Raw genomic sequence first — 24,013 nt, 5'->3', positions numbered from 1 at the left:
TTATAAATAAAAAAATATGGGAAAATTTGTAATTACAAAAAGAACAAATGGAGAGTTTCAGTTTAACCTGAAAGCAGGTAATGGTCAGACAATTTTAGCAAGTGAAGGTTATACAACTCTGGCGGCTTGTGACAACGGAATTGAATCGGTTAGGAAAAATTCTCAGGAAGACGGTCGCTTTGATCGTAAAGAATCGACTAACGGGAAGCATTATTTCAATTTGAAAGCTGGAAATGGTCAAATTATTGGAAATAGCGAAATGTATGAGTCGGTTGCAGCTCGGGAAAATGGTATTGAATCGGTTAAGAAAAATGCGCCGGATGCCACTGTAGATAATCAAACAACTTAGTTAAAACAGAGAATATAACATTAGAAAACCAGTTTTTAGACTGGTTTTTTTATTATATTTAGTTTCTAATATAAAAAAATAGAGAATGTATCATTCAAAAATATCAGGTCTAGGGTTTTATGTTCCCGATAATGTTGTGACTAATGCCGATTTGTCTAAAATCATGGATACCAATGACGAATGGATTCAGGAACGAACCGGAATTAAAGAGCGTAGGCATATTGTAAAAGGCGAAGACACCACCACTACAATGGGTGTTAAAGCGGCTAAAATTGCTATGGAACGTGCAGGGATTGATAAAAATGATATTGATTTTATTGTTTTTGCGACCTTAAGTCCAGATTATTATTTTCCAGGCCCAGGTGTTTTAGTACAAAGAGATTTAGGGCTTAAAACAGTAGGCGCTCTTGATGTTCGTAACCAATGTTCTGGGTTTGTATATGCCTTATCTGTAGCTGATCAATATATTAAAACAGGAATGTATAAGAATGTTTTAGTTATTGGTTCTGAAGTGCAATCCTCAGGATTAGATATGACTACCAGAGGAAGAGGTGTTTCTGTAATTTTTGGGGATGGGGCAGGTGCAGCTATTTTGAGTAGAGAAGAAGATTTGGCCAAAGGTATTCTTTCAACTCATTTGCATTCCGAAGGGATACATGCGGAAGAATTAGTACTTACAGCTCCTGGAATGGGAGGGCGATGGGTGAATGATATCTTAGCTGATAATAATCCAGATGACGAAAGTTATTTTCCATATATGAATGGGCAGTTTGTTTTTAAAAATGCTGTCGTACGATTTTCAGAAGTGATTATGGAAGCTTTAGAAGTAAATCATTTAGCAGTTTCAGATATTGATATGCTAATTCCGCATCAGGCTAATTTGAGAATTTCTCAATATATCCAGAGTAAGTTTAAGTTAACCGACAATCAAGTTTATAATAATGTACAGCAATATGGAAATACCACGGCGGCTTCAATTCCTATTGCGTTAACGGAAGCTTGGGAAAAAGGAAAAATTAAAGAAGGAGATACGGTTGTTTTAGCTGCTTTTGGAAGTGGGTTTACTTGGGCAAGTGCTATTATTAAATGGTAAAGCAGTAAATAAATTGGAAAAATTTACGGTTTGATTTTTTAGTACTTTAATTTTGAGCCTAAGTTTAGCTTTTCTTTTCATGGTATTCGATAAATTGTTTCTTTTCTTAGGTTAAAAAAAAACAGGAACAGCACCAATTGTAAGGTTTCTTAATTATGTTAAAAACAGGTATTTTATTGAAAAATAAAGTCTTTAAAAACGTAGTTTATAAAGTTGTTTTTTGCTAATCTTTTGATTTTATGGGGTGTAAAAAAAAAAGAGAAATGATTTTCATCATTTCTCTTATCCAGTAGCGAAGACGGGAGTTGAACCCGTGACCTCAGGGTTATGAATCCTGCGCTCTAACCAACTGAGCTACCTCGCCAAATGTTCAGGTCAATACTGTTCCTGATTGCGGGTGCAAAGATAGGAATAAAAATATATCACGCAAGAAAAAAATGCAGAAAAAAAATATTTTTAAAAACGTTTTTTTTTAGATATTATATTGTATATATTCGAAAAAAATAAATCGGTCTTTTATGGATGTTAAAGTACGTTATGAAATAGAGTTTCCTATAAACTCTTCACCACAATTATTGTATCAATATATATCTACTCCTTCTGGTTTGGCAGAATGGTTTGCTGATGATGTTAATTCCAGAGGGGAGTTTTTTACTTTTATTTGGAATGATTCAGAAGAAAAAGCAAGATTAGCTTCCAAAAAATCAGGTGAGAAAGTAAAGTTCAAATGGGTAGATTCGGCAAATAAGGATACCGATTATTTTTTTGAATTACATATCTTAGAGGATGAATTGACTAAAGATGTTTCTTTGATGATTGTTGATTTTGCCGAAGAAGATGAAATTGATGAAGCCAAACAATTGTGGGAAAATCAAATTTCGGATTTAAAACATCTATTGGGTTCTGTATAGTGAATTCTATTTATATGACTTATATTTGCCCTGAACTAAATTCAGGGCTTTTTTTATGATTAATTTCAACGGGACGTTAGTAACTCAAGATTCAAATATTTTAACACAAAACAGAGGGTTTTTGTATGGTGATGCTGTTTTTGAAACAGTAAAAATTGTTAACTCAAAAGTTTTGTATCTAGAAGATCATTATTTTAGGTTAATGGCTTCGATGCGAGTTGTTCGTATGGAGATTCCAATGAATTTTACGATGGAATATTTTGAAGAACAATTGCTAACGTTGACTGATAAATTGGCGATTTCTGCTGCTGCTAGAGCTCGAATTACTGTTTTTAGAAATGATGGAGGTTATTATCTACCTTTGGATAGATTGGTTTCTTTTTTAGTGCATGCGACGGCTTTAGAAACGGCTATGTATTCTTTTGATAAAAAAGGGTATGAGGTAGACTTGTTTAAAGATTTTTACATCACTAAGCAACTTTTGTCTTCTATTAAAAGTACCAATAGAATCTTGAATGTTACCGCAAGCATTTATGCCGATGAAAATGGTTTGGATAATTGTTTGTTGCTGAATGATTCTAAAAATGTAGTCGAAGCTATTCAGGGAAATATTTTTATGGTTATGGGCGGAAAATTAATTACTCCTCCAGTGTCAGAAGGTTGTTTGAATGGTGTAATGCGCAAACAGATTCTTGGTTTGGCTAAAACTATTTCAGGTATTGAGGTTGTTGAAGATGTTATTTCTCCTTTTGATCTTCAAAAAGCAGAAGAGTTATTTATTACTAATGTGATAAAAGGCGTTCAACCGATAACGAAATACAGAAAAAAAATATTCACTACCAGCGTAGCAGAACAATTAGTAGAAAAGTTAAATCAAATCGTAGCAACTACTTAGTTTAAATAGGGATTTTCGGGTGCGTTAGACCATATTAGATATTCGCCTCCTAATTCTAAAATTTGTTCTTTCCAAAAATGGGTGGAAGATTTGCCTATAATTTTATTTTTATAGCTGTTAGATGTGATTATCCATGAATTGTTTTCCATTTCAGATTGAAGTTGGCTTTCTGACCATCCTGTGTAACCTAAGAAAAATCGAATGTTGTTTTTGTTGATTTGTCCGCTATTGATTAGTTCTTTAGTAGATTCAAAATCACCACCCCAATAAATACCATTTGAAATTTCAATACTATTAGGAATTAAGTTAGGTACATTGTGGATGAAATACAGATTGTCTTGTTCTACAGGACCACCGTTGTATATTTTTAATTTTGAATTTATCTCAGGAATTAAATCGTGAATAGTATATTTCAATGGTTTATTAATGATAAAACCAACAGATCCGTCTTTATCATGATCGGCTAATAAAATCACAGAACGATTGAATGATAAATCTCCAATTATTGAAGGTTCAGCAATTAGAAGTTGCCCTTTTATTAATGGTTCTGAAATCATAATAATTGATTTTTTTTATTAAATTTAATAAAAAAAATGAAAAAGTCCAAAAATATTCGGTAAAAAGCACAAAAAAACCCTCGATAGAGGGTTTTTTATATTGGCTAGGTTTTGAAAATAAAACCTTAGTTGATAGCTCCTTCTAATTCAGCTCCAGCTTTGAATTTTACTACGTTTTTAGCAGCAATTTGAATAGTTTTTCCAGTTTGTGGATTTCTTCCATCTCTAGCAGCTCTTGAAGAAACTGACCAAGATCCAAAACCTACTAAAGAAACTTTACCACCTTTTTTCAAAGTCTCACCTACATTACCTAAAAATGATTCTAAAGCTAATTTTGCAGCTGCTTTAGTAATTCCTGCGTCAGCAGCGATAGCATCGATTAATTCTGATTTGTTCATAATAAAAAGTTATTAAATGTTGGTTAAAAATAAATTGTTATACAACAAATTTAGCAGTAAATACAGACCTCGCAAGTGTTTTGACGGATTTTACGCTATTTTGTTAATAACTTATTTTTTTTGTTCATAACACCGTGTTTTTTGGGGTATTTTTGGCGGTTTTACCTGTTTTTATTGGGCTTAAACTGCTTTTGCCTCTTCTGAAAATGAAATTCCATTAAGCAATTCACCAGTAGTCATTTTCTTTTTACCTGGAAATTGTAAACTTAATACCTGAATAAATCCATCTTTTACAGCTATTTTTAATTCTTTCTTTGAGCTAATGATGGTTCCTGCTTCATGAGTATGGGATTCAGTACTGATTTTCGACTCATAAATTTTTACATTCCACTCTTGGTTTTTATCGGTAAAGAAACACCAAGACGCTGGATAAGGATTTAGACCTCTTATTAGGTTGTGGATTTCAGTTGCCGATTTGTTCCAATCAATCTTGCAGTTCTCTTTGTTGAGTTTGTAAGCTGTTTTTATATCATCACTATCCGTTTGAATAGTGGTTTGAACTTGATCCTTTTCTAGTAAGGCTAGTGTTTTAATTACAGTTTCGCTTCCTAAGTGCATTAAACGGTCATGAAGTTGGCCTACATTTTCATTTGGGTCAATTGCTGTTTCGGTGCTTAAAATCATAGCTCCAGTGTCTATTTTGTCATCAATGAAAAATGTTGTTACACCGGTTTTAGTTTCTCCATTAATAATAGCCCAGTTGATGGGTGCTGCACCGCGGTAGTTAGGTAAAAGGGAGGCGTGAAGGTTAAAAGTGCCTAATTTAGGCATTTCCCATACTACTTTAGGTAACATTCTAAAGGCAACCACGACTTGTAAATTGGCATTCAAGGATTTTAATTCGGCAAGAAAGCTTTCGTCTTTTAAATTTGTCGGCTGTAATAAGTTTAGGTTATTTGCTAAAGCATATTCTTTTACTGCCGAATACTTAATTTTTTGACCACGACCAGCTGGTTTGTCAGCAGCGGTAATTACACCTACTACTTCGTAATTGTTTTTTAGTATGCTATCAAGGATTCCTACTGCAAAGTCTGGAGTTCCCATAAATACAATTCGTAATTTTTCCATTATTGTTTTAAGATATATTTATTGTTTGGTAGTATTAGAATGATTTCGTTTTCTAATAACTCTTGAAGTGCAAAGATAACATCGTCTGAAAGATTATGTAAACTTGTTTGAATTTCTCTCGAACTTAAATCGCCAGTTTTCAATAAATCTACTATTTTTTTAGAGATGGTAGCTTTAGATTCTTTTTTCTCTTTTTTGCTAATGCAGTAAGAGCATATACCACAACTAGTTGTTTTGGTTTCACCAAAGTATTCTAAAAGTAATTGACTTTTACAACAATCGTCTTTTTGGATGTAGTTGATTACGGCTTCAAATTGTTGTTTTTTTAATTTATTTTGGTTTTCTAGGTATTTTGCGATTCGATTAATGGTTCGTTCATCTTCTCGAATTTCGTTAAATAGTAATGTTGTGTCATTGTTTTTAGACTGATAGGCAACGATATCTTTTTCTTTTAATTTTTCCAATGCAATTTCTACCTCTGCTTCCGTATGTTTTGATTTTTTTGCAATAAATGGAATATTTAAGTTGATTGGGGTTTCGTAAATTCCGGGATAGGCCCTTAGAATAGTTACTATAATTTCTTCGTCGTTTGGATTGAGACTTGTATATCGAATGACTTCTTTGGAAGGGATAATAAATTGCAAACTTATTTTTTCTGAGAATTCTTGGGATAGGCTAATTACCCCTTGACGATCAAGAAACTGAATAGCATTGTATGTTTTTAAAACAGGGAAATTGTATCTCTGGCAAAATTGATTCAAATTAAATGAAAATTGTTCGTTGATGCCTTCTCCATAGGCAATTTGGAAATAGTTGCACATTTTGATAAAGACTTCTTTTAAAAAAGTTTTATCTGGAAGAATGTATAAAAACTGATTTTCTGCTTGAGTAATATCGGACGGGCTGCTAAGCAAAATTGCAAACGCTTTTTCTTCATTTCTTCCTGCTCTTCCTGCTTCTTGATAATAATTTTCGAGATTATCCGGAAGTTGGATATGTATTACGGTTTTTACATTAGCCTTGTCAATTCCCATTCCAAAAGCATTGGTGGCAACCATAACTTGAACTTCTTCGTCCATCCAGAGTTGCATATTTTTATTCTTTTCTTTCGTAGGTAAGCCTCCGTGGTAAAATGTTGCTTTGAATCCTAGGGCGTTAAGTTGATTGGCGGTATCGCTACAGGCTTTTCGGTTTCTAACATATATAATTGATGGCTGCGGGTTTTTCTTTAAAATTTGTTGAATTCTAAATAGTTTGTCTTCGATTTCAAAAACCATATAGGCAATGTTCTTTCTTTCGAATGATTTTTCAAAGCACAATGGGTTTTCGAGACCTAACTCTTTAATTATATCTTCCTTTACTCTAGGAGTTGCGGTTGCGGTTAGTGCAAGGAAAGGAGTTTTGGGAAAATGAGTTTTTAGATGGGCGATTTTAAGATAGGCAGGGCGGAAATCGTGTCCCCATTGCGAAACACAATGCGCTTCATCAATTGCAATTAAATTGATAGGAAGGTTTTTAATTCGTTCTAAAATCCATTCCGATTGCAAACGCTCGGGAGATAGATAGAGAAATTTATAGTTCCCATAATGACAATTGTCAAGTAGATCAATTATTTCGTCAGATTTAATGCCTCCAGTAAGTGCAATAGCTTTGATGTTCCGTTTTTGTAAATTAGCCACTTGGTCTTTCATCAAAGCTACAAGGGGTGAAATGACTAAGCAAATTCCTTTTTGCATTAGAGCAGGGATTTGGAAACAAATCGATTTTCCTCCTCCTGTAGGTATTAGTGCAAATGTATCGTGACCATTTACTACAGCATCAATAATTTCTTTTTGTGGTGTTCTAAAACTATCGTGGTTCCAGTATTTTTGTAGAATTTGTAGCGGTTCAGACATGCAAATAAGAAAATGTTAATTCGTTTTTATAGAGAAAAACGGCAGTTTTTTTTAAACAAATTTATAGTACTTAGTCCTTAAAAAACTGATTTTAAAGCAAACTTAGTTAAACTAATTTAGAATTTTAAAAAATGCGACTATCAAAATAATCATTTAACTAAAAATCATAGGCTATAATTCCGATTTTAGAATTGAAAGCGTATATTTGCCTTTATTTTTTAAAGACAAATGGATAAGAAAACAGAGGAGTTTTTTGATAGATTAAGAACCGAGCTAGAAAAAAGTAATTCTTGGCCAGCGATATATTTGTTTAAATTTATTGTTCCTACTGATGTTGAAAAAATCAAACAAGTAGATGCTGCATTTGATGGTATGGGAGCCGTAATTAAAACAACACAATCTAAAACTGGAAAATTTACGAGTGTATCAATTGACGTTCAAATGCAAAGTCCTCAGGCCGTAATTGATAAATATATCGAAGTTTCTACAATTGAAGGAATCATTTCCTTATAATTGCGGAATAATAGTATTTTAGCCTCGCTTTTGTAGTTAAGCTTCAAATAAAACAAATTATGAATCAGAAATATATTAAAGAAAATGCGAATGATGTTGTACATCATCTAGAATATAATGCCGAACGCTCGCATTTGATTATTCCTGAGTATGGGCGTCATTTACAAAAGCTTATCGATCAAGCGACTGAAATTGAAGACGCCGAAACAAGAAATAAAGCAGCTAAATACATTATTCAGGTAATGGGAACGCTAAATCCTCATTTAAGAGATGTACCTGACTTTCAACATAAATTATGGGATCAGCTTTTTATAATGTCTGACTTTAAATTAGATGTTGAATCACCATATCCTATTCCTTCACGAGAAGTGTTACAATTGAAACCTGAGGTTTTGAAATATCCTCAAAATTTCCCTAAATACCGTTATTATGGAAACAATATCAAATATATGATTGATGTTGCAAACCAATGGGAAGAAGGAGAAATGAAAAGTGCATTGGTAAAAGTTATTGCCAATCATATGAAAAAATCGTACTTGAGTTGGAATAAAGATACCGTGAAAGATGATGTGATTTTTGAACATCTTTACGAATTATCAGGAGGAAAATTGAACTTGTTACAAAGTACAGAAGAGTTAATAAACACATCCGATTTGTTACGTACTAACAAAAGAATGTCAAATAAAGTTTCTACAGGGCAACCTAAAATTCAAAATAATAAGAATAATAAAGGTGGCAAAGGGAAAAAATATTCAAATAACAATCAGAAGCAATAGAATTTGCTACTAAACGAAAATACAAGTAAAAAATAAAATTGAGATAGATAATATGGGAATCTTTAAAATTGAAGGAGGAATCCGTTTAAAAGGAGAAATTACTCCGCAAGGTGCTAAAAATGAAGCATTACAAATATTATGTGCTGTACTTTTAACTTCAGAAAAAGTTACAATCAACAACATTCCCGATATTATTGACATCAATAAATTAATAACACTGTTAGGAAATTTAGGGGTTAAAATAACTAAAAATGCTCACGGGTCGTATACTTTTCAATCTGATGAGGTTAATGTAGATTATTTAGAAACTGAAGCTTTCAAAAAAGAGGGAGGCGCTTTAAGAGGTTCGATTATGATTGTTGGACCATTATTAGCTCGTTTTGGAAAAGGGTACATCCCAAAACCAGGAGGTGATAAAATTGGGAGAAGAAGATTAGATACTCACTTTGAAGGATTCATCAATTTAGGAGCTAAATTCCGATATAATAGAGAAGACCATTTTTATGGTGTAGAAACTACCGATGGATTAGTAGGAACCGATATGTTATTGGATGAAGCATCTGTAACTGGAACTGCAAATATTGTTATGGCTGCTGTTTTAGCAAAAGGAAAAACGACTATCTATAATGCTGCTTGTGAGCCTTACTTGCAACAACTTTGTAAGATGTTGAACTCAATGGGAGCCAAAATTACAGGAGTTGGTTCTAACTTATTAACGATTGAAGGAGTTGAACGTTTGGGTGGTTGTGAGCACCGTATCTTGCCAGATATGATCGAAATTGGTAGCTGGATTGGTCTTGCAGCAATGACAAGAAGTGAAATTACAATAAAAAATGTAAGCTGGGAAAATTTAGGTTTAATACCAAATACATTTAGAAAATTAGGTATCACTTTAGAGCGTAGAGGAGATGATATTTACATTCCAACTCATGAAAATGGTTATGAAGTAAAAACAGATATCGATGGATCTATCTTAACTATTGCCGATGCACCATGGCCAGGATTCACTCCTGATTTATTGAGTATTGTTCTGGTTGTTGCTACACAGGCTAAGGGAGATGTTTTAATCCACCAAAAAATGTTTGAGAGTAGATTGTTCTTTGTGGATAAATTGATTGATATGGGAGCTAAAATCATGTTGTGTGACCCGCACAGAGCAGTGGTTATTGGGCATGATTTCAAATCTACTTTGAAAGCCACTACGATGTCTTCACCAGATATTCGCGCCGGAATTTCATTGTTGATTGCTGCACTTTCTGCAAAAGGAACAAGCACCATTCAAAACATAGAACAAATCGATCGTGGTTATGAGCGAATTGACGAACGATTAAGAGCTATCGGTGCTAATATTGTTCGTGTAGAATAAAAATATGAATAAAGAACAAAAAGCCGTAGAGGCAACTTACTTTAGTATAATAGGAAATACCTGCTTAGCAATTATAAAAGGCTTAGCAGGTTTTTTTGGCAATTCTTATGCCTTAATTGCGGATGCAATTGAATCTACAACCGATATTTTTGCCTCTTTTTTAGTTTTATTTGGAATTAAATACTCCAATCGACCTGCTGATGAAAATCATCCTTATGGTCATGGAAGAGCTGAACCATTAATTACTTTTTTAGTCGTTGGTTTTTTAATTACTTCGGCAACCATTATAGCTTATGAAAGTATTGCTAATATTCAAACACCGCATGATTTACCTAAATCCTGGACTTTATTTGTTTTAGGAGCTATCATTATTTGGAAAGAATACTCTTTTCAAACAGTAATGAAACGTAGTGTTGAAACTAATAGTTCTTCTTTAAAAGCAGATGCATGGCATCATCGAAGTGATGCAATTACTTCGGTGGCGGCTTTTTTAGGGATTTCAATTGCCTTAGTTCTAGGAAAAGGTTATGAATCTGCAGATGATTGGGCTGCCTTATTTGCCTCTGGTTTTATCATTTACAATAGCTTTTTGATTTTTCGACCTGCTTTAGGCGAAATTATGGATGAACATTTGTATGATGATTTAATCGAACATGTTCGTCAAGTTGCTTCTAATGTAGAAGGAATAATAGATACCGAAAAGTGTTTTATTCGAAAATCAGGTATGAAATATCATGTAGATTTGCACGCAATAGTAAGTGCCGAAATATCCGTAAAAGAAGGGCATCAACTAGCGCATATTCTCAAAGATACTTTGCGAAAAGAAATTCCAGAATTAGGACATGTCTTGATTCATATAGAACCAGATGATGAATAATTAAAACACAAAAAAGCGAGTTAAAAGTAAATCTAACTCGCTTTTTTGTTTTGTGGATCTATTATAAAAAAGATTGAATGGCTAAATCATAGCTTTTTAACCCAAATCCTAAAACAACGCCTTTTGCATTTCCAGAAATGTAGGATTGATGACGGAAACTCTCTCTTGAAAAAGTATTCGAAATATGCACTTCTACTACTGGGGTTGTAATACCTTTTACCGCATCACCTATACCAACAGAGGTATGTGTGTAAGCTCCTGCATTTAAAATAATACCATCATACGTAAACCCAAATTCTTGAATTTTGTCGATTAATTCACCTTCAATATTACTTTGGAAGTAATTGAATTCTATAGAAGGGAATTTTGCTTTCAATTCTTCGAAATACTCTTCAAAAGTTAAGCTGCCATAAATTTCAGGCTCGCGTTTTCCTAACAAGTTCAGATTAGGACCGTTTATAATACTAATTTTCATTTTTTATCTTTTGGTAAAAATAAAAAAACCGTCCCGTTATACAAAATAACGAGACGGTTCTTATAGGATATATTTTTTTTTAGAACATAATTCCAGCCGATAGTTGGATAGTAGTGTTTTTAATGTCGGCATCTTTAGAAGCCTCAGTTAGACCTAAACCGTAACGTGCTTGTACGAATAGGTTCTTTGTGATGTTTAGTCCTAAACCGCCTACTGCTGCAAATTCAAAAGTATTTTGATCACCCAAATCTACATTTTTTCTTTCACTTAGCAAGAACGAAGCTTGTGGACCTAATTCTAAACTTAAACTTTTGCTTAAGTAAATTTTTGCCAATACAGGAATTGATAAATAGCCCAACTCGTTTTTGAATTCTTCAACAGCATTTTTATAGCTAGCCCCTTGTGTAGAATATAAAAGCTCAGGCTGTATTGCTAAATTATCTAATAATTTTATTTCAGAAACTAAACCTGCATGATAACTCGTGATTGATTCAGTACTTTCAAAAGCCGGTGGAGTATCTCCATTTTGGTTTGCAAAGTTAGCTCCTCCTTTGATACCAAAACGTATTGATTGCGCTTGTAAAACTGTTGTAATGCTAAATAGCATTATTGTAACTAAGATTAATTTTTTCATGGTGTTAAAAGTTTAAATTTAATTATAGATTTGAGTACGCAAGTTATAACTTCTATTGTTTAAAAATATTATATAATTCAGCGGTATTGTTTTATTTTTTTCATTTTTCAAATTTATTAGCGATTATTTTATAGGTAAAAACGTTAATTTTGTTTTAATGCTGTTTTTTTTGAAAAATCACTAAATTAGGTGATATTTCAACTTGTAAGTTATTGATATATTGACTTTTATTTTTTGTGGTTAAGCTCTTTTTTTGTTGTTTTTATTCGCTTCTATATTTTTGAAATTTTTAACTTATAGTAATTCTATTACTTTTGGGGAAATTTTAACAAAGTTAATAAGATGAAAAAAATTATTTTAACAGCAATTGCTGCATTTGCTCTAGGAAATGTTTATTCTCAAGAACAAGGAAAATTTAGAGTTGGTTTGGATTTAGGTTATACTGTTCCATCTAATGGAGGTGGAGGTTTACTTTTTTCTATTGAACCAAAATTTAATATAAAAGACAATATGAATGTTGGTTTGCGTATTGGTGGAGCTGCAATGATTAGAGATATAGAAACTGAAGGAGAAACTACTAGTGCTAAAATTTCTGCTAATGGTTCGTATGTTGGGACTTATGATTATTATTTTAATGGTTCAGGGAGTTCATTTGTTCCTTATTTAGGTGGAGGTGTTGGTTATTATTCAATTGCGAATGTTGAATTTGACGATATAGATTCATCTTCTGATGCGACTTTAGATGCAAGTGGTAAAATGGGAGGTTTGATCAGAGGTGGTTTTGAATGGGGTAAATTTAGAATGGGATTGGAGTACAATTTCGTTCCTAAATCAGATTTACAAAATATGTCTGGTGAAAAAATAGCTAGTGTGTCTAATACTTATTTAGGTATTCATTTAGGTTTTTACCTAGGTGGAGGGAAATGGGGAAGATAGTTTTTCTAATTTCAAAATTTCAAACCTCTCTTTTGAGAGGTTTTTTTATATCTATAAAAGTCGTTTATTTGTGGGATGAAATGGAATTTCTATATTAAAAGCTATCAATCGTATCTCAAAATTGAACGTGGTTTGTCAAAGAATACAGTGGCAAATTATTCTTTTGATATTGAGCGTTTGTGTTTGTTTCTTGATACGAACCAAATAGAAGTTTCGCCATTGCAAATTAAAGAAGAAACGATTCAACAGTTTGTTTATGCTATTTCCAGTCAGGTAAATGCACGCTCTCAGGCGCGAATTATTTCTGGATTAAAAAGTTTTTTTAGTTATTTAATTTTTGAAGATTATCGGTCAGATAATCCAATGGAGTTGATTGAGTCACCAAAAACTACTCGAAAATTACCAGATACTTTATCGCTGGAAGAAATCGACGCTTTAATTGCAGCTATCGATTTGTCTTCTAAAGAAGGAGAACGTAACAGAGCTATGCTTGAAACTTTATATGGTTGTGGACTTAGAGTATCTGAATTGGTTTCGTTAAAAATATCCGATTTGTTTTTTGATGAAGGTTTTATCAAAATTACAGGAAAAGGAAATAAGGAGCGATTTGTGCCTATCGCCAATTTGACTAAAAAATATATCCAGATTTATAAAGATTCAGTTAGGTCTGAAATCCCTATTAAAAAAGAATTCAGTGATACTTTGTTTTTAAATAGAAGAGGGGGGCAATTGACGCGAGCAATGGTTTTTACTATTATCAATAATCTGGCTACTCGAATAGGTTTAAAAAAGAAAATTAGTCCGCATACTTTTAGGCATTCATTTGCTACTCATTTGTTAGAAAATGGCGCCGATTTAAGGTCGATTCAATTGATGTTAGGACACGAATCAATTACAACAACTGAAATTTATTTGCACTTAGACAGGAAGTTTTTGACTGATGTTTTGGAGAATTTTCATCCCAGAAAGAAAATGTAATTACATTCCAATGTTGAAAATTAACGGTCAATAAAAAACTCCAAATCCCAATTATAATTATTGGAATTTGGAGTTTTTAAAATTAAAATTTAAAATCCTATTTAGCAATATTTACTGCTCTTGTTTCTCTAATAACTGTTACTTTAACCTGACCAGGATAAGTCATTTCTGTTTGGATTTTTTGAGAGATTTCAAAAGATAAAGTTGCAGCGTTATCATCTGAAACTTTTTCACTTTCTACAATAACACGTAATTCTCTACCTGCTTGAATAGCATAAGCGTTTTTAACTCCTGAGAATCCGTAAGCAACGTCTTCAAGATCTTTTAAACGTTGGATGTAAGAATCTAAAACTTGTCTTCTTGCGCCAGGTCTTGCACCCGAAATAGCATCACAAACTTGGATAATTGGAGATAATAATGATTTCATTTCTATCTCGTCGTGGTGCGCTCCAATGGCGTTGCAAACTTCTTCTTTTTCACCGTATTTTTCAGCCCATTGCATCCCTAATAAAGCGTGTGGTAAGTCGCTCTCTGTATCTGGCACTTTACCAATATCGTGAAGTAAACCAGCTCTTTTGGCTAATTTAACGTTCAATCCTAATTCTGCAGCCATCAATCCGCAAAGTTTAGAAACTTCACGTGAGTGTTGTAGTAAGTTTTGACCATAAGAAGAACGGTATTTCATACGTCCTACTACTTTGATTAATTCTGGGTGTAAACCGTGAATTCCTAGGTCGATTACGGTACGTTTACCTACTTCAATAATTTCGTCATCAATTTGTTTTGCCGTTTTTGCAACTACTTCTTCAATACGAGCCGGGTGAATACGTCCATCGGTTACTAATTTGTGCAAAGACAAACGAGCAATTTCTCTACGAACTGGATCAAAACAAGAAAGGATAATAGCTTCCGGAGTATCGTCAACAATAATTTCGACACCAGTAGCCGCTTCTAAAGCTCTAATGTTTCTACCTTCACGACCAATAATTCTACCCTTAACATCATCCGATTCAATATTGAATACTGACACACAGTTTTCTACCGCTTCTTCTGTTCCTACACGTTGAATTGTGTTGATGATGATTTTCTTAGCTTCTTGTTGCGCAGTTAATTTAGCCTCTTCAATAGTGTCTTGGATATGCGACATTGCTTTAGTCTTAGCTTCCGCTTTTAATCCTTCAACTAATTGCTCTTTAGCTTCTTCGGCAGACAATCCAGAGATAAGCTCTAATTGTTGCAATTGACTTTTGTGAAGTTTATCAACTTCGGCTTGTTTTTTATCTAAATGCTCCACTTTTGCCTGTAATTCGGCTGTTTTTCTTTCAAAATCGTCGTTGATTTTCTTTGCTTTAGATAATTCATTAGAAATTTGAGATTCTTTGTCTCTCGTTCTTTTTTCTACTTCAGCCACTTTTTTATCACGAGCAAGAATTACTTGTTCGTGTTCAGCTTTTAATTCGATAAACTTTTCTTTGGCTTGAAGAATTTTGTCTTTTTTTATGTTTTCAGCTTCAAGATTAGCATCTTTTAAGATAGAAGCGGCTTCTTTTTTAGCATTTTTGATAAGGTTAGAGATGTTGCTCTTTTCTATGAATTTAGCGATGCTAAAGCCGACCGCAATACCTATAATTCCCGAAATAATAATCGTTAATATGTCCATGTTTGTTTAAAAATTTATATATAAAAAAAGCCTACATTAAGTTGTTTGTATAAACTCGTAAAGACAAGTTTTGAGCTAACTCACTGTTCAAGCTTCCAAACTGAATTGGCTTGCTATAGTAGCGATGATTTGCTCATTTTAATTTGTTAGTGTTGAGTTTACCAAATAATTAACTAATGTAGGCAGTATCTTAGTTGTTTAAAAGAACGTATGTTTTTAGAGATTTTCGTCTAAAAAAGCATTAATTTTTTGAATTCTATCAATAGTTTCATCTGCACTGATAGCATTATCAATTTGTTTTTGTTCCACTTGCGATGCAAACTGCAAAGCACACATGGCTAAAACATCTTGCTTGTCGCGAACCGCATAATTTTCTTCAAATTGCTTAATCATACTATCAATTTTCTTTGAAGCACTTCTAAGTCCTTCTTCTTGACTAGGATCCACTGTTAATGGATACACACGGTCTGCAATTGATATTTTAATTTTAAGCTTTTCGTCCATTGTTTATACTAATCTGATAACTGCGCTATACAGTAATCAATTTCACGAATTAATGAATTTATTTTAAGCTTTGTATCTCTTTTATTTTCTTCGCTGCCTAATAATGAATTGGCTATTTTAAGTGTTTCATACTGTGCTTTTAAAGCTTCTATCTCTTGAGATTGATTTTGTATGATTTGCGCAGCTTTATTTAATTCGATAGTTAAATCTTGATTGTTTTTTTCTAAATTTCTTAGCTTTAGAATCAGTTTTTCAACTTTACTTTCAAGAGTATCAATTATTTCTGCAATTACACTCATTATTAATCCTAATCATTACTTAATATTACAAATTTAGTATTAGTTTTTATTATTACAATATTTTATTGATTTTTTTATTATAAAATAATCAATATGTTGTACTGTAATTGGTTACAAAAAAAAGTTATTTATAAAGCATTCCAAATTAGTTTTTTTATCTTAGCAAAAACGTTACGCATGAGATTTTTTTTATTTTTCCTATTGATTTCTAGAGTAGTTATTGCTCAAAACACTTATCCACAAGACTATTTTCAAGCGCCATTGGATATTCCGATGCAGTTATCCGGTAATTTTGGTGAATTAAGACCGAATCATTTTCATGCGGGTTTTGATTTTAAAACCTTACAACGAGAAGGTCTAGAAGTTCGTGCTGCTGCTGATGGTTATATTTCGAGAATTAAGATTTCGACTTTTGGAAACGGTAAAGCGATTTATATTAATCATCCTAATGGAATTACAACCGTTTATTGTCATTTGCAAAAAGCTTCAGGTGAAATAGAAGAATTTATAAAAAAAGCACATTATAGAGAACAAGCTTTTGAAATTGAACTTTTCCCAAAAGCCAATGAGTTGGAGGTAAAAAAAGGACAAGTAATCGCGCTTTCTGGAAATTCTGGTTCTTCAGAAGGCCCTCATTTACATTTTGAATTTAGAGATACTAAAACAGAAAAAGTCATTAATCCCCTGTTTTTTGGGTTTGATAAAAATTTTAAAGACACAAAAAAACCTGTTGTTTCAGCTGTTTATGTCTATCCATTGAATGGTACAACTGTTAATAAATCTAAAAGAGCTTTGCCTTTGAATCTGAGATTGCAAGCCGATGGAACCTATTTAGCTAATAAAGTTTTAGCAAATGGACCACTTGGTTTTGGAGTTTCTGCTGTGGATTACGATAATGTTTCAATGAATAGAAATGGAGTGTATAAAGTACAATCCTATTTGAATGGTAAAGCAAGTTTTGGTTATCAATTTGATACCTATTCTTTTGATGAAATGCGCTATGTTAATACGCTTATTGATTATGAGCGCTATAAAAAATCTTCTCAAAGAATCCAAAAACTGTTTATGCAATCTCCTTATGATTTGAGTATCATTAAAACGGATTCCGATTATGGGATAATAAAATTACAACCTAATTTGAATTTGACCTATCGAATTGAAGTCGCTGACTATTTTGGAAATACTACAATCATTACTGTTCCAATTGCTTTTGATACTTCAAGTTCCATAATTGAAGGCGAAAAACCGATTGGGAATTATTTTGTAAAAGCTAAAAAAGACAATATTTTTTCTAAAGATAATATGACAGCCACTTTTTCTGCTGGAACTTTTTATGAAGATTTCACAATGAATTTTGCGGTAAATGGTAATGTGCTCAGCTTGCATGATGATACGGTACCAGTGCATAAAAATTTTGAGATAGCTATTGAAAGCAATCAATATACAGATGAACAAAAAAGCAAAGTGTATATTGCTAGCTTAGGTTCGAATGGCAAGTTAGGCTATAATTCAACAAGTGTAAATGCAAATGTGTACACTACGAGAGTTAGAACTCTTGGTAAATACACACTAGCTATGGATACAACAGTTCCTGTAATAAGTATTGCTAAACCTATAGAAGGCCTTTGGATTAGTAATTTAAAAACAATCCAATTATCTATTAGTGATAGTGGATCTGGAATTAAGTCCTACAATGGTTATTTGAATGGGAAATGGATTTTATTTGAATATGATTCTAAAACCAAGAAGATAACGCATTATTTCAGTGATGGTATTGTGGCAGAAGGAGCTAATGAGTTGAAAGTGGTAGTTACAGACCAAGTAGGTAATTCCTCTACATTTCAGACTACATTTTATAGAAGTCAAAAATAATTAGATAACAATTGAAGAAAAGTAAGTTAGGTTATATTTTTATTGCATTTTGGATTAGTTTTTCGGCTTTGGCACAATTAGCAAAGGTGAAAGGGATTGTCCTGAATGCTAAGCAACAGGTAGTTAGTAATGTTACTATTTCGTTTTTAGGACATGCTACCCAATCGGATGATAATGGTTATTATTCGATAAAAGTGCCTGTAAATAAAAAAATAAATCTAGTTTTCAGTCATTTAACCTATAAAAAAGTTACTATTTCTTTGTTGTTAAAAAATAGTTCTGATTATGAATTGAATTTGGTTTTGGATGAATTTGCTGAGCAAATGGGAGAAATTATTGTTTCAAAAGATAAGACGACTCAGATACAAGGAATTACTACACTTTCAGCAGAAGTAATAAAAAAAATGCCAGGAGCTAATGCTGGAATCGAAAATGTTCTAAAAACTTTGGCTGGAGTCAATTCTAACAACGAAATGAGTACGCAATATTCTGTTCGTGGTGGGAATTATGATGAAAATTTAGTCTATGTAAACGATGTTGAAATATACCGTCCTTTTTTGATTCGTTCTGGCCAGCAAGAGGGTTTGAGTTTTGTGAATTCGGATTTAGTTCAAAATATCCATTTTTCTGCTGGTGGATTTCAGGCAAAATATGGTGATAAATTAGCTTCTGTTTTAGATATTACCTATCGAAATCCAACTCGATTTGGGGCTTCTTTTGAAGCGAGTTTGCTAGGTGGAAGTGTCGCAGTTGATGCTATTTCAAAAAATAAAAAATGGACTTCGGTTACCGCAGTGCGTTATCGCAACAATAGTCTATTGGTGAATAGTCAAGACACCCAAACGAATTATAGACCAACGTTTGTTGATGTTCAAACGAATGTGAATTATAAAGCTTCAGCAAAATGGGATTGGAGTTTTTTAGGGAATATTTCGCAAAATAAATACCATTACCAACCTTTAATTCGGAATACTAAATTTGGGACAATTGATAATCCGATGCAGTTAACGGTATATTATGAAGGGCAAGAAAATGATGCTTACACGACTTATTTTGGGGCATTAAAAACTAGTTTTCAGGCTACCGATAATTTAAAATTTAAATTCATTAATTCGGTTTTTCATACTATTGAACAAGAGTATTTTGATATTTTGGCACAATATCTTTTAATAGACAATACAACTGGTATAGGGTCAGATACTTATGAAAGTAATTATGCAAATGGAATAGGTTCTCAACTTAATCATGCTCGAAATGATTTAGATGCCTTGATTGTAAATAGTGAGATAAAAGGCTTTTACGATTGGAATAAATGTAATCTTGAATTTGGGGTAAAATATACTCGTGAATCGATTCGAGATCGAGTTAGAGAGTGGGAAGTTGTGGATTCGGCAGGGTTTTCGGTTAATCCACGCATTCTTGAATTTTCAAGAGAAGATCAGCCTGGTGTTTCATTTGTAGGTCCATTGGCTCCTTATCGAAGTGTTTTTGCAACAAATTTTAATACAATAAATCGTTTTTCGGCTTATGTTCAATGGAATTCTAAAACCAATTTAGAAAAAGCTGAACTCTGTTATACTTTGGGTGCTCGGATGCAAAATTGGAATGTCACAGGTACGAATTCTTCTGCTAATTCGCAAATGGTTGTTAGTCCTAGAACGCAATTGGCACTCAAGCCAAATTGGAAAAAAGATATGATTTTTAGAATTTCTGGAGGTTATTATTTTCAGCCTCCATTTTATAGAGAACTCCGAAATGCTTCGGGAGCTGTTCAGGATAATGTAAAAGCGCAGCAATCCGTTCATTTTGTGTTAGGGAATGATTATAATTTTAAAATGTGGAATAGATCATTTAAATTGGTTTCGGAAGTGTATTATAAAACATTAACGGATGTCAATACTTATACTATAGACAATGTTAGAATTCGTTATGTAGCCAATAACAATGCAAAAGCCTATGCCCAAGGAGTTGATTTTCGATTAAATGGTGAATTTGTGCCAGGTACCGAATCTTGGTTTAGTTTTGGTTATTTAAAAACGGAAGAAAACAGTGAAAATAGAGGGTATATTGCTCGCCCTACAGATCAGAGATTAAAGTTTGCGGTTTTGTTTCAAGATTATATGCCTTCTATTCCTAGTATGCGTTTGTATTTGAATTTGGTTTATAATACAGGTTTACCTGGAGGTGCGCCTTCCTATGCAGATGCGTATCAATATCAAAATAGGTTAAATGATTATAGAAGAGTAGATATTGGGTTTTCAAAAGTATTGATTGATGCTAATTTGCCAAATAAAAAATCCTGGTTTGGGAATTTTAAAGAATTAGCTATTGGACTAGAAATATTTAATTTATTTAATAATCAAAATGCGATTACGAATACTTGGGTTAGAGATGTGTATACCAAAAACGAATATGCAGTACCCAATTATATGACAACAAGAGTATTCTATGTTAAATTGACAGCTAAGTTGTAAACGCAGCAAGCAAGCTGTATTTAGGATATCATAAATTACCTTTAAAATTCAAAAGCATTTTTAAAAATCACTACATTTGAAAATATTTTAATGAGAGCCCTATGAAAACTGTACAAATCGTTTTGATGAATATTGCCATTTTGCTTTTAGTAAGTTGTAAAGAAGAGGTAGAGAAACCAAAAGTAATTTATGGCGATAAACCAGTTACTAAGTTTGATTCTACACAAATTTCAGTAGCTGATTTGCCTATTCAGATGGAAGGTACAGACTACTTGATTCATCCAGTGGGCGATTTGAGAGTTTATGAAAAAGGGGCTAAGGCAAAATATGGTTCTTCAAGCGTTATTGATTTAAGTTTTACTATTTCTAATGTAGGCGATGAAGAAATTACGGGTTATTTGCAAAATTTAAAATTTCAAAAAATAGATTCCGATTCTTTAACTTCGTTAACAGAGAAGCCTGCATTAATTTTAACGGCAACCTACTTAAAAGCAATTGCAGATAAAACAAAAAAACAAATATTAGTCTACACCATGTATGATGTAGATACAAATAAAGATGGGAAATTAGATACGAGTGATATCAAATCTTTATATTTAAGTGATATTAGTGGAGCAAATTTCAGAAAGATTTCAGCAAATTTTGAAGAGTTGATTGATTGGAATTTAATTGAATCTAAAAACCGTTTGTATTTTAGAACTGTAGAGGATACTAATAAAAATGGACAATTTGATAAGAATGATGTATTGCATTATAATTACATCAATCTGTTAGATACTGACTGGGAAGTAAAAAATTATAAACCTATTTAAATCAAAATATCACTTTCTAAATCCGATTTTTCAATATCGAAATCAAAACCCAATTGTTTCATAAGTTCGATAACCAAATTTTTATACCAATTTTCAGATTTAGGGTGAATGTAGATTCTTTCAATTAGTTGATTGATGTCTACATTTATTTTCAAACCATCATTGAGTTTTATATTCTGTTTTGATACATCTGTAATCACTCTTACTTCACGTTCATATTGAAAACTTTTTCGTTTAAATAAAAATGGGAAAAAGGAATCATCAAAAGGAATGTATTCTTTCTTGTAGTCGATATAGTTGACTTCGCCAATATATTGTTTAAAATTAGTTTCAAGGTCTAATGATTTTTGCAATCTTCCGATGGTGGATTGAATGGCTAAACCTTCACTATTTTGCGTAAAAATTTGCCACATGGCAAAAGATTCGTATTCGTTAATATGCCAACTACTAATCGCTATTTTCTCTCTGTGCGTTTTGTAATAATTTAGAAAATCAGGATTGTTAGTCGCTAATTTCTTTATTTCTTCATAGGTAGGTTCACTAAACGTGCCTTCGTATTGGTCTTCAAATTTGTCTGAACGCGACATGAATAACTTTTGCGAAAGCAATAAATCTAAAAATTTGGACAAGTCTAAATATTTCCAAATTACCGTATCGGTGTTTTCGGTAAGTTTAATATTTGAATTGTTGCTATACATTTTTTTTAGAATTAAAAAAGATACTATAAAGGTAGTGCTCGTTTTTGAATCTAAAATTAGCAAAAGTTAATTTTTAATTATTTATTCAAAAGATTGCAGCATTACCAATTTGTTGTATGCGCCGTTTAAAGCAATTAATTCATCGTGAGTCCCTTGTTCAACAATTTTTCCTTTTTTCATAACCACAATAACATCTGCTTTTTGAATGGTTGAAAGGCGGTGGGCTATAACAATCGAGGTGCGATTTTGCATCATGTTTTCTAAAGCTAGCTGTACAAATTTTTCGCTTTCGGTGTCCAGGGCAGAAGTGGCCTCGTCTAAAATCATAATAGGAGGGTTTTTTAAAACGGCACGAGCAATAGATAAACGTTGTTTTTGCCCTCCTGAAAGTTTGTTCCCACTATCACCAATGTTGGTGTAAATTCCGTTAGGAAAGTCTTTTACAAATTCATACGCATTAGCAATTTTTAAGGCTTCAATTATTTCTTCATCGGTGGCATCTTGCTTTCCTAAAGAAACATTCGCTTTTATACTATCGTTAAAAAGAATACTGTCTTGGGTGACTAATCCCATTAAAGAACGTAAGGATTCTAAGTTAATATCTTTGATGTCAACTCCGTCAATACTAATGGAACCATCGTGCACATCATAAAATCGTGTAAGTAGGTTAGCAATAGTACTTTTTCCGCTTCCAGATTGTCCAACTAATGCAACAGTTTGTCCTTTTTTGATTTGGATAGAGAAATCTTTTAAAACAGTCTCTTTTTCATATTTGAAATTAATGTTTTTAATAGCTATTTCTGAATTAAAAGAATCTTTTAAAACCGCATTTTCTTTTGAAGTGATTTCGTTTTCAACTTCTAAAACGTCAAATACACGTTCTGCTGCAGCTAAACCATTTTTAACAGCATAAGAGGCTTTTGAGATTGCTTTTGCAGGTGTAAGAATGTTAAATGCTAATGTTAGGTAAACGATAAAAGAAGAACCTTCTAAGGAATGATCAACTAAAACTAAGTTTCCTCCATAAAAAAGTAACGTAGCAATCGTTGTGATTCCTAAAAATTCACTCAATGGAGTTGCTAAATTGTTTTTGGTTCCAATGCTGTTGGATAAATTCAATAAACGCGTTACGGATTGGTTGAATTTATTTTTAAAGTTAGGTTCGGCATTGTAACTTTTAATGACCTTCAAACCGCCTAAACTTTCGTCTACAATAGAGATAAGAAAACCGCTTTCCTGTTGTGCTTGTAGTGATTTTGCTCTCAGGTTTTTAGCTACTCTGGAGATTATTAATCCAGCAACTGGCATGAAAACAAGTACAAACAACGTTAGTTTTGTACTGATAACAAACATAGTCACTAGCGCAAATATGATTGTTAAAGGTTCTTTTACAACAAGTTCCAAAATGGAAAAGAAAGAGTTTTGTACTTCGTTTACATCTCCTAACATTCGAGCCATAACATCACCTTTTCTTTTTTCAGAGTAATACGAAATGGGTAGTTCGACTATTTTGTCATACATTGATTTTCTTAAATCTTTAAGCACCCCATTTTTGAGGTGCATAATATGATATGAGGCTAAATAGTTGAATAAATTTTTGAATAAAAAGGTTATAATAACTAATCCTACAACAAATAATAAGGCAAATTGTATGCTGTTTTCTTTCGTAAATTCTGAAATTCTATAATAGAGTAATTCAGTAACATAATCTTTAATATTGCCAATTCCTTTATATACAGGTTCTTTGTATACTGCTTTATTTTTTCCAAAAAGTACCTCTAATACTGGAAAAAGTGTAAGCATCGAAATGGTGCTAAACAAGGCATATAAAATGTTATATATTATGTTCCATACAATATTAGATTTATATGGTTTTGTGTAAGGTATTAGTTTTATTAAATTTTTATCCATTA

At 32.5% G+C, this 24,013-nt stretch carries 24 protein-coding genes, 1 tRNA gene and 1 other RNA gene; 13 read left to right on the top strand and 13 right to left on the bottom strand.

The window, feature by feature from the left end; all coding sequences use genetic code 11:
- Positions 1–16: 16 nt before the first annotated feature.
- Entirely contained in the window at positions 17–349 is a 333-nt protein-coding gene (locus ACFPTQ_RS15680; RefSeq protein ID WP_379778813.1) for a YegP family protein, read from the top strand.
- An 85-nt stretch (positions 350–434) separates the two neighbouring features.
- Positions 435–1,442, top strand: coding sequence for a 3-oxoacyl-ACP synthase III family protein (locus ACFPTQ_RS15675; protein ID WP_379778810.1), 1,008 nt, complete (start codon positions 435–437; stop codon positions 1,440–1,442).
- A gap of 290 nt (positions 1,443–1,732) precedes the next feature.
- On the opposite strand, the gene ACFPTQ_RS15670 is transcribed toward ACFPTQ_RS15675, so the two are convergent.
- Positions 1,733–1,806 (bottom strand) — tRNA-Met (locus tag ACFPTQ_RS15670).
- 154 nt (positions 1,807–1,960) lie between these two features.
- Between ACFPTQ_RS15670 and ACFPTQ_RS15665 the strand changes: the two genes are divergently transcribed.
- Together ACFPTQ_RS15665 and ACFPTQ_RS15660 are read left to right on the top strand one after the other, a co-directional pair.
- Positions 1,961–2,353: an START-like domain-containing protein gene (locus ACFPTQ_RS15665; protein ID WP_278035185.1), complete on the top strand. Its 393-nt coding sequence runs from the start codon at positions 1,961–1,963 to the stop codon at positions 2,351–2,353.
- Between the two features lie 55 nt (positions 2,354–2,408).
- Entirely contained in the window at positions 2,409–3,248 is an 840-nt protein-coding gene (locus ACFPTQ_RS15660; RefSeq protein ID WP_379778807.1) for an aminotransferase class IV, read from the top strand.
- Here the strand turns inward: ACFPTQ_RS15660 and ACFPTQ_RS15655 are convergent.
- The 4 genes from ACFPTQ_RS15655 to ACFPTQ_RS15640 form a co-directional block, all read right to left on the bottom strand.
- The gene (locus ACFPTQ_RS15655; RefSeq protein ID WP_278035187.1) at positions 3,245–3,805 is read right to left on the bottom strand and encodes a YqgE/AlgH family protein; all 561 of its coding nucleotides are present in this window, start codon (positions 3,803–3,805) and stop codon (positions 3,245–3,247) included. The two genes, ACFPTQ_RS15660 and ACFPTQ_RS15655, sit on opposite strands and share 4 nt — an antisense overlap.
- A 125-nt stretch (positions 3,806–3,930) precedes the next feature.
- Positions 3,931–4,203 carry an HU family DNA-binding protein gene (locus ACFPTQ_RS15650; RefSeq protein WP_066324007.1) on the bottom strand — a complete coding sequence of 91 codons (273 nt, stop codon included), beginning with the start codon at positions 4,201–4,203 and terminating at the stop codon, positions 3,931–3,933.
- Between the two features lie 180 nt (positions 4,204–4,383).
- Complete coding sequence (gene fmt, locus ACFPTQ_RS15645) at positions 4,384–5,331, bottom strand: methionyl-tRNA formyltransferase (RefSeq protein WP_379778802.1); 948 nt, start codon at positions 5,329–5,331, stop codon at positions 4,384–4,386.
- Positions 5,331–7,226, bottom strand: coding sequence for a RecQ family ATP-dependent DNA helicase (locus ACFPTQ_RS15640; protein ID WP_379778800.1), 1,896 nt, complete (start codon positions 7,224–7,226; stop codon positions 5,331–5,333). The genes fmt and ACFPTQ_RS15640 overlap by 1 nt, the downstream gene beginning before the upstream one ends.
- A 228-nt stretch (positions 7,227–7,454) precedes the next feature.
- On the opposite strand from ACFPTQ_RS15640, the gene ACFPTQ_RS15635 reads away from it, so the two are divergent.
- The 4 genes from ACFPTQ_RS15635 to ACFPTQ_RS15620 are packed head-to-tail and all read left to right on the top strand — an operon-like array spanning position 7,455 to position 10,758.
- Positions 7,455–7,739 (top strand): DUF493 family protein, encoded by a 285-nt coding sequence (locus ACFPTQ_RS15635; protein WP_379778797.1) that lies wholly within the window; start codon positions 7,455–7,457, stop codon positions 7,737–7,739.
- Positions 7,740–7,798: 59 nt separating this feature from the next.
- Positions 7,799–8,515, top strand: a complete 717-nt coding sequence (locus tag ACFPTQ_RS15630) for a DUF4290 domain-containing protein (RefSeq protein WP_379778794.1) — start codon at positions 7,799–7,801, stop codon at positions 8,513–8,515.
- Between the two features lie 52 nt (positions 8,516–8,567).
- Positions 8,568–9,881, top strand: a complete 1,314-nt coding sequence (gene murA / locus ACFPTQ_RS15625) for a UDP-N-acetylglucosamine 1-carboxyvinyltransferase (protein ID WP_379778791.1) — start codon at positions 8,568–8,570, stop codon at positions 9,879–9,881.
- Positions 9,882–9,885: 4 nt separating this feature from the next.
- A complete protein-coding gene (locus tag ACFPTQ_RS15620; RefSeq protein WP_379778788.1) occupies positions 9,886–10,758 on the top strand; it encodes a cation diffusion facilitator family transporter in 873 nt (290 codons plus the stop codon).
- Between the two features lie 61 nt (positions 10,759–10,819).
- Here the strand turns inward: ACFPTQ_RS15620 and aroQ are convergent, their stop codons facing one another.
- Positions 10,820–11,233 (bottom strand): type II 3-dehydroquinate dehydratase, encoded by a 414-nt coding sequence (gene aroQ / locus ACFPTQ_RS15615; protein WP_379778785.1) that lies wholly within the window; start codon positions 11,231–11,233, stop codon positions 10,820–10,822.
- Positions 11,234–11,312: 79 nt separating this feature from the next.
- Positions 11,313–11,867 carry a porin family protein gene (locus tag ACFPTQ_RS15610; protein ID WP_379778782.1) on the bottom strand — a complete coding sequence of 185 codons (555 nt, stop codon included), beginning with the start codon at positions 11,865–11,867 and terminating at the stop codon, positions 11,313–11,315.
- Positions 11,868–12,209: 342 nt separating this feature from the next.
- Here ACFPTQ_RS15610 and ACFPTQ_RS15605 point away from each other — a divergent pair, with 342 nt between their 5' ends.
- The gene (locus ACFPTQ_RS15605; RefSeq protein WP_278035195.1) at positions 12,210–12,803 is read left to right on the top strand and encodes a hypothetical protein; all 594 of its coding nucleotides are present in this window, start codon (positions 12,210–12,212) and stop codon (positions 12,801–12,803) included.
- A gap of 75 nt (positions 12,804–12,878) precedes the next feature.
- Positions 12,879–13,781: a site-specific tyrosine recombinase XerD gene (gene xerD / locus ACFPTQ_RS15600; protein ID WP_379778778.1), complete on the top strand. Its 903-nt coding sequence runs from the start codon at positions 12,879–12,881 to the stop codon at positions 13,779–13,781.
- Between the two features lie 97 nt (positions 13,782–13,878).
- Here xerD and rny read toward each other — a convergent pair whose 3' ends face one another.
- The 4 genes from rny to ACFPTQ_RS15580 all read right to left on the bottom strand — a co-directional run bounded on the left by rny (position 13,879) and on the right by ACFPTQ_RS15580 (position 16,244).
- A complete protein-coding gene (gene rny / locus ACFPTQ_RS15595; protein ID WP_278035197.1) occupies positions 13,879–15,441 on the bottom strand; it encodes a ribonuclease Y in 1,563 nt (520 codons plus the stop codon).
- Between the two features lie 51 nt (positions 15,442–15,492).
- Positions 15,493–15,599, bottom strand: a non-coding RNA gene (gene ssrS, locus ACFPTQ_RS15590) — 6S RNA.
- Positions 15,600–15,657: 58 nt separating this feature from the next.
- Positions 15,658–15,945 carry a cell division protein ZapA gene (locus ACFPTQ_RS15585; RefSeq protein WP_278035198.1) on the bottom strand — a complete coding sequence of 96 codons (288 nt, stop codon included), beginning with the start codon at positions 15,943–15,945 and terminating at the stop codon, positions 15,658–15,660.
- A gap of 8 nt (positions 15,946–15,953) precedes the next feature.
- Positions 15,954–16,244 (bottom strand): hypothetical protein, encoded by a 291-nt coding sequence (locus ACFPTQ_RS15580; RefSeq protein WP_278035199.1) that lies wholly within the window; start codon positions 16,242–16,244, stop codon positions 15,954–15,956.
- Positions 16,245–16,421: 177 nt separating this feature from the next.
- Here ACFPTQ_RS15580 and ACFPTQ_RS15575 point away from each other — a divergent pair, with 177 nt between their 5' ends.
- The 3 genes from ACFPTQ_RS15575 to ACFPTQ_RS15565 all read left to right on the top strand — a co-directional run bounded on the left by ACFPTQ_RS15575 (position 16,422) and on the right by ACFPTQ_RS15565 (position 21,402).
- The gene (locus ACFPTQ_RS15575; RefSeq protein WP_379778773.1) at positions 16,422–18,116 is read left to right on the top strand and encodes a M23 family metallopeptidase; all 1,695 of its coding nucleotides are present in this window, start codon (positions 16,422–16,424) and stop codon (positions 18,114–18,116) included.
- A gap of 11 nt (positions 18,117–18,127) precedes the next feature.
- A complete protein-coding gene (locus ACFPTQ_RS15570; protein WP_379778770.1) occupies positions 18,128–20,590 on the top strand; it encodes a TonB-dependent receptor in 2,463 nt (820 codons plus the stop codon).
- A 101-nt stretch (positions 20,591–20,691) separates the two neighbouring features.
- Positions 20,692–21,402, top strand: a complete 711-nt coding sequence (locus ACFPTQ_RS15565) for a hypothetical protein (protein WP_379778767.1) — start codon at positions 20,692–20,694, stop codon at positions 21,400–21,402.
- Here the strand turns inward: ACFPTQ_RS15565 and ACFPTQ_RS15560 are convergent.
- Both ACFPTQ_RS15560 and ACFPTQ_RS15555 read right to left on the bottom strand, forming a co-directional pair.
- The gene (locus ACFPTQ_RS15560) at positions 21,399–22,100 is read right to left on the bottom strand and encodes a hypothetical protein (protein WP_379778764.1); all 702 of its coding nucleotides are present in this window, start codon (positions 22,098–22,100) and stop codon (positions 21,399–21,401) included. The genes ACFPTQ_RS15565 and ACFPTQ_RS15560 overlap by 4 nt on opposite strands.
- An 81-nt stretch (positions 22,101–22,181) precedes the next feature.
- Entirely contained in the window at positions 22,182–24,011 is a 1,830-nt protein-coding gene (locus ACFPTQ_RS15555) for an ABC transporter ATP-binding protein (RefSeq protein WP_379778761.1), read from the bottom strand.
- Between the last annotated feature and the right edge of the window lie 2 nt (positions 24,012–24,013).

Origin of the sequence: Flavobacterium sp. GCM10022190, from assembly GCF_042656445.1 — a bacterium.
In the GTDB taxonomy this organism is placed as follows: Bacteria; Bacteroidota; Bacteroidia; order Flavobacteriales; family Flavobacteriaceae; genus Flavobacterium; species Flavobacterium nitratireducens.
The sequence above is the reverse complement of the archived record's forward strand: the minus strand, read 5'-3'. Positions and strand labels throughout refer to the sequence as shown.